Below are 6,207 nucleotides of genomic sequence, written 5' to 3'. Positions count from 1 at the left end.
GCGAGGAAGTAACGAAAACACTAATGGACTACTAAGAGAATATTTCCCTAAAGGACATGACTTTCGCCAGGACAGCGATGCGTCCATCACACATGCTGTAAACGAATTAAATCACCGGCCTCGCAAATGTTTGGGCTGGAAGACTCCTTTTGAGGTCTTTTATAATCAGGCGTTGCACTTAGTTTGACAATTCAAGGGTAAAGAAAATTTATGATTTTGCCCCGTCTTCAAATCAATAGATCCGTGTTTTGGTCGAGAATCAAAGCGGAGGTGTGCGCTGGCGCCGCGGGATCGCGCTTAGTTGATGCGTGCCGGGAACTCGGCTTGTTTGAAGCAAGCGGCTGAAATGTCGAGCTATAACGCTCATGACACGCATTTTAAAATTTGATTTATAAAAAATTTGAGCATCATTGTCCTCTGTGTTAATTTGGTAATAATATAAGAAACAGACCGGCTGCCTTTGGCGTTCAGTCAGATTTGTTCTTTGCTGAGAATAAATGAGAGGACAGGCATGATGAAAGGAAAAACTTTTTATCAAGATTTGAAAGTAATGACCCTTGTAACCATCGGTGCGTTGCTGAACGCTGCTGCGATGAACTTATTCCTCATTCCCGCAAACGTATTGGCCGGTGGGGTTACGGGTATCGCCCAGTTGATCTCGGCACTGCTTGCGCCGACCTCATTCCACTTGAGTACCGGCATTCTGCTGCTGCTCTTAAATATTCCGGTTGCCTATGCCGGATGGATCAAGGTTGGACACCGCTTCACTTTATATAGTTCAATCAGTGTTGTGCTGACAACGTTGTTTATGGCAGTAATTCCGCTGCATCCATTAACAAATGATATTTTGCTAAATGCGGTTTTTGGCGGTGTTGTACAGGCAATCGGCGTCGGTCTAACGCTAAAATTCGGCGCATCAACTGGAGGCATGGACATTATCGCCATGATTCTGACACGGATGAAAGACCGTCCGATTGGTTTTTACATGTTTGCCTTGAACAGTTTAATTATTGTGTCTGCAGGATTCTTATTCGGGTGGCGTCGCGCGCTGTACACGTTGCTGCAGCTCTATGTCAGCATTCGGGTGATTGACACGATTCACACAAGCTATGTGAAATTGACCGCATGGGTGGTTACATCGAAGGCGCCGGAATTGCAACGAGCAATCGCAACGCAAATGTATCGCGGCATAACCAAGATACCTGCAAAAGGCGGCTACACCAATCAAGATAAAGATATGCTTATGATTGTGCTGACGCGTTATGAGCTTTATCTGCTTAAGCGAATTATTAAGGAAATTGATCCGCGCGCATTCACTAATATTGTTGAAACCACGGATGTTTTTGGATTGTTCGTGCGCAAAAAAGAATCGTGAGGATTATTGAAGTGCTTGTTCTTTTTTTATCAATTTGGTACACTTTTTGTAACAATGATAAGGAGGTGGGTCGGTTGATGTTCATGAAGTGTCGCGCTCAGTTAGAGTCTTTTCTCTATATCGTTCGCGCGATTTTTGCGGTTATTTTCTTCAAGGGACAAGTCTGCCCTTTTTTAGAAAATAATAGCAGTTCATGAACGTACGCGGACCCGCACAGCGGTTAATTTATTGCTTGACGGAATGAAATCCACGGGTGGATGTACGCCTGTGGATTTTTTTGTTTTGCACAATTGTTTTTGAAAATAGTGATGAAATGATGTTCCCTAATAGGCAGTCCGTCTGCGCGGTTGTCCGCGAAAAGCAGGCAGTTTTTGCGACAATCATAAGTTGAGGGGACGTGCGTATCATGATGATTTGTCATGCAGATCATATTCATAAAAATATAGCTGGGAATGAGATTTTACGCGATATTTGTTTCTCAATAAACGAGCATGAAAAGATTGCGCTTGTCGGCGCAAATGGAAGTGGAAAAACAACACTACTTAATCTAATCGCCGGACGCGACGTCACGGATCGAGGGGCAATCGCGATAAAGAACGGTGCTACAGTCGGCTATTTACAGCAGCTTCCGAACGGGGACGGGCAGTCTGTTCGTCAGTTTTTGATGAAAGCTTTTGCCCACTGTCTAAGCATCGATAAAAAAGTGAAGGAATTAGAACAAATGCTTGCACGTTGTTTGCCGAATCAACTGAAGCGGATGCTCGACCGTTATGCACGGCTTCAGGATGAATTTCAGAAATCCGGCGGTTATGAAATGGAGTATAAAATGGATCAGGTCGCCGGTGGTCTTGGTATTCAGGAATTGCTGGATCATCCGTTTGATTCGCTTAGCGGCGGCGAACGCACGAAGGTCGGTCTTGCGCTGCAATTGCTGTCTGAGCCGGATTTTCTGCTGCTTGATGAGCCAACAAATCATTTGGACATCGTTGCGCTTGAATGGCTGGAACGGTTTATTCGGCAATACAAAGGAACGATTTTGCTGGTTTCCCACGATCGGTTTTTTCTTGACCGCACGGTAAGTAAAGTGCTGGAGCTTGATGATGGTGTTGTGGTTTGCTATACAGGAAATTATTCCAGTTATGTTAAAGAGAAACAAAAAAGGCTCATACTTGCATTTGCAGCTTACACAGATCAGCAGAAAAAAATCAAGAAAATGAAAGAGACCATCAAACGGCTCAAGGAATGGGCGAATCAAGCGAAACCGCCGAATGCTGGGATGCATCGTCGGGCGAAGAGCATGGAAAAAGCGCTTGATCGCCTGGAACGCTTGAAACGTCCAAAAATGGAGCAAGATCAAATGGTCCTTGATTTTGCCGCGAATACGCGAACAGGAAACCGTGTGCTCAGCTGCCGCAATCTGTCGATTGCTTACCATGGAATCCGATTGCTCGATCATGTGTCTTTGGACATTCGTTATCAGGAACGCGTCGCAATCTGCGGCCCAAATGGTGCCGGAAAAACGACTTTGATCCATTGTTTGCTCGGTAAAAGAAAACCTGATGAAGGCGAGGTGCGTCATGGAACACATTTAAATATCGGCTTTTTATCACAGCATGTCTTCGAAAAGAAAGACGAGCGTGAGCGCCGCGTGATTGATGTTTTTCGTGAACACGCACGACTAACTGAAGGTGAGGCGCGTCATGAACTGGCAAGATTTATGTTTTACGGATCGGACGTGTTTCGAAAAATTGGTACGCTCAGCGGCGGCGAACGCGTCAGAATCCGATTGGCTGATTTAATGATGAAGAAGATCAATGTGCTCGTACTTGATGAACCAACGAATCATTTGGATATCGATTCGCGAGAAGTCCTTGAGGAAGCGGTAAACCAATTCAGCGGAACCGTTCTTGCGGTCAGTCATGACCGTTATTTTTTGAAGAAATGTTTTAACGAGATCTATTGGCTGCAAAATGGTCATTTGAATAAGGAAAAACACTTCTCGCAGTTCGACCATTAATACGAAGAGACAACAAAAGCCATCGTACTCTGAAAAGATACGATGGCTTTTGTCATTACTCAGTATTTTTGGCGAGCGCACGTTTCTGCTTTTCGTTGTTATAATAACGCATGACATGCGCCACATAGTCCGGATCGCCATAACTGCTCCATTGGAGTTCACGTGCTTTCTGATCTGCGTAGTGATGGGCAAGCTGCGCGCTGAATTTCCCCCCATGCGCTTTGACATAATCAGCAAATCCAAGCCCAAAGTTATAGCTCTGAAGCGCAAGCGAAGGATCATTATCGGAACGATTCAGTGCTCTTTTAAAATATTGGATGCCTGCTCGAATACTCTTCTCAGGAGTAGCAATTGAATTGCGCGGTTTCCCCAAGCTTTCCGATGCCTGCATCACATCGACGGCTTTTCCCTTAGATTCCTGCATCGCAATCGCCATAATCAGATCGGTATAATCGCTGATCCCATATTCTTTGGCAACTTTGGAAATCGTCGGTCGATAAGCTTTGACATCATCATTAATCACACGTTTGTCATTTAACAGCGGAACATGATCCGCTTGCGGACTGTACAAACTTGAAACAATGTACAGCAGAACAAAGGAAATCGCAATGAGCAGAGATGAGGATAGAATAATTTTTAACGTTTGACGTATCATGAACTTCTCTGCCTTTTCGTCTCGTTACTTACTATAAGCTTCAATGAAAAAAGCCGCTTTTCGACCGTCTAAGTGAAAGAAACTTTTTTGATGATTCATTGAACGCGTACATCTTAGGCGAATGACTCACATGCTTTGCGATACTGCATAGGATGAAAAAGAGGTCAATGCCTAACCACGGCAGGAAAGGATGACATGATGAATGTGCGGAATTACAGGCTGGATTGATTGGCATCGGGATTTAAGCAGCCAGCAAGATACGATTGCCCATATGGCTCATACATTGGATCATCGCGGTCCGGATGATTTAAATACATGGCTTGCGCCGCATGCAGCGCTCGGCCATGCGCGTCTGGTTGTTGTTGATCCTAAGGGCGGATGTCAGCCAATGAAAAAGACGGTTAACGGACAGGATTATGTTTTGGTTTACAATGGCGAACTCTACAACACTGAGGAGATTCGATCGGATCTGCTTAAAAAAGGATACACCTTTAAAGGGCATTCCGATACGGAGGTACTGCTGAGTGCTTATATTGAATGGCAAGAGCAGTGTGTGGATCATTTCAATGGTATTTTTGCCTTCGCGATTTGGGATGCAGCTCGGGATTTGCTGTTCGGTGCACGTGATCGCATGGGCGTCAAACCGTTCTTTTACGCTGAATCCGGCGGCAAGCTGATTTATGGGTCGGAAATAAAAGCGATTTTAGCTCATCCGGATATGAAGGCGGAAATTGATCGTGAAGGGTTATACGAGGTTTTCGGTCTTGGACCGTCACGGACGCCTGGGCATGGCGTTTATGTAGGCATTCATGATTTGCGTCCGGCTCATGCGTTTACGTACACGAGAAATGGAATGAAAATATGGCGGTACTGGAATGTGGTAAGCCATGAACATACGGACAGTCTTGAAGAGACGATTGCCCATATTCGCTATTTGGTCACTGATGCAGTGAGAAGGCAGCTTTATGCAGATGTACCAGTGGCAACATTTCTATCCGGAGGTCTTGATTCAAGCGGAATCTCAGCAATTGCTGCAGAATATTTTAGAGAACGGAAACGCCCGGCACTGCATACGTTCTCGATTGACTATGTGGGCAATGACCAATATTTCCATACGAGTAAATTTCAACCGAACAGTGATGCGCCGTTTATTGATGAGGTTTCCAAGTATTTGGGGACGGTGCATCATAATCTGATCATCGACAATGAGCATCTTGTCTCTTATTTGAAAAGGGCGATTCAAGTACGCGATATGCCCGGTTATGCGGATGTTGATTCCTCTTTGCTTTGGTTATGTGAACAAATCCGAAAAGATTTCACGGTTGCCCTTTCCGGTGAGTGTGCCGATGAAATCTTTGGCGGCTATCCGTGGTTCCACAGCCCGGAAACGTCTGCTAAGGAAGGCTTTCCATGGATGCGTTCGATTGATGCCCGCCAAGACTTGCTCAACAGCAAATGGGGGAGCAGGCTCAACTTAAAAGAATACGAGCTGGAGCGCTTTAATGAAACCATTGCCGAAACACCTCGGCTCGAGGGTGAATCGGCAATTGACGCCAAGCGCCGTGAATTGTTCTATCTCAATATGAATTGGTTTATGACGGCGCTTCTTGATCGCAAAGACCGCATGAGTATGGGGGCAAGCTTAGAAGTGCGCGTGCCATTCGCCGACCATCGAATCGTGCAGTATCTGTGGAACGTGCCGTGGGATATGAAAATGCTTGGCGGTCATGAAAAAGGGATTCTGCGTGCCGCACTGAAGGGGTACCTTCCTGATGATGTACTGTATCGTAAGAAAAGCCCTTATCCAAAAACGTATCATCCAAAGTATACGCAAGCGGTTTCCGAATGGCTGCAAAAAGTCATTGATACACCAAGTTCGCCTTTGCTTGAACTTGTTGACAAACAGAAGCTTCAGGACTTGATTGATTCGAAAGGTGATTCATTTAAAGCGCCTTGGTTTGGGCAGCTCATGTCTGGTCCGCAACTCATTGCCCATATGGCGCAGATGAATGAATGGTTGAAAACCTATAAGGTCAATATTATTGATCGCTAATAAGCTAATAAATAGAATCCCTCAGGCCTGCTCTTGAGGGATTCTATTTACATACGAATTGAAAAATGGGGGCGAACATGTGCGGATTCTATAGCGCACTGCGCAAA

General features: G+C 45.2%; 6 protein-coding genes. 5 read left to right on the top strand and 1 reads right to left on the bottom strand.

Going from position 1 to position 6,207, the window contains the following annotated elements; all coding sequences use genetic code 11:
• The 4 genes from AA84_RS19330 to abc-f form a co-directional block, all read left to right on the top strand.
• Nucleotides 1-187, top strand: a 187-nt coding sequence (locus tag AA84_RS19330; protein WP_420542174.1) for a transposase, incomplete at its 5' end; no start/stop codon positions are given.
• Between the two features lie 327 nt (nt 188-514).
• A complete protein-coding gene (locus tag AA84_RS0103980; RefSeq protein WP_051575306.1) occupies nt 515-1,375 on the top strand; it encodes a YitT family protein in 861 nt (286 codons plus the stop codon).
• 77 nt (nt 1,376-1,452) lie between these two features.
• Nucleotides 1,453-1,572: an RAxF-45 family protein gene (locus AA84_RS19605; RefSeq protein WP_420542175.1), complete on the top strand. Its 120-nt coding sequence runs from the start codon at nt 1,453-1,455 to the stop codon at nt 1,570-1,572.
• Between the two features lie 209 nt (nt 1,573-1,781).
• Nucleotides 1,782-3,392: a ribosomal protection-like ABC-F family protein gene (abc-f, locus tag AA84_RS17020; protein WP_037562901.1), complete on the top strand. Its 1,611-nt coding sequence runs from the start codon at nt 1,782-1,784 to the stop codon at nt 3,390-3,392.
• 55 nt (nt 3,393-3,447) lie between these two features.
• Here the strand turns inward: abc-f and AA84_RS17015 are convergent, their stop codons facing one another.
• On the bottom strand, nt 3,448-4,047 hold the full coding sequence (locus AA84_RS17015) for a lysozyme family protein (RefSeq protein ID WP_028984001.1): 600 nt from the start codon (nt 4,045-4,047) through the stop codon (nt 3,448-3,450).
• Between the two features lie 202 nt (nt 4,048-4,249).
• Here AA84_RS17015 and asnB point away from each other — a divergent pair, with 202 nt between their 5' ends.
• The gene (asnB, locus tag AA84_RS0103960) at nt 4,250-6,100 is read left to right on the top strand and encodes an asparagine synthase (glutamine-hydrolyzing) (RefSeq protein ID WP_028976121.1); all 1,851 of its coding nucleotides are present in this window, start codon (nt 4,250-4,252) and stop codon (nt 6,098-6,100) included.
• Nucleotides 6,101-6,207 lie beyond the last annotated feature (107 nt).

The sequence above is a fragment of the Sporolactobacillus terrae DSM 11697 genome, from assembly GCF_000648615.1.
Taxonomy (GTDB): domain Bacteria; phylum Bacillota; class Bacilli; order Bacillales; family Sporolactobacillaceae; genus Sporolactobacillus; species Sporolactobacillus terrae.
The sequence above is the reverse complement of the archived record's forward strand: the minus strand, read 5'-3'. Positions and strand labels throughout refer to the sequence as shown.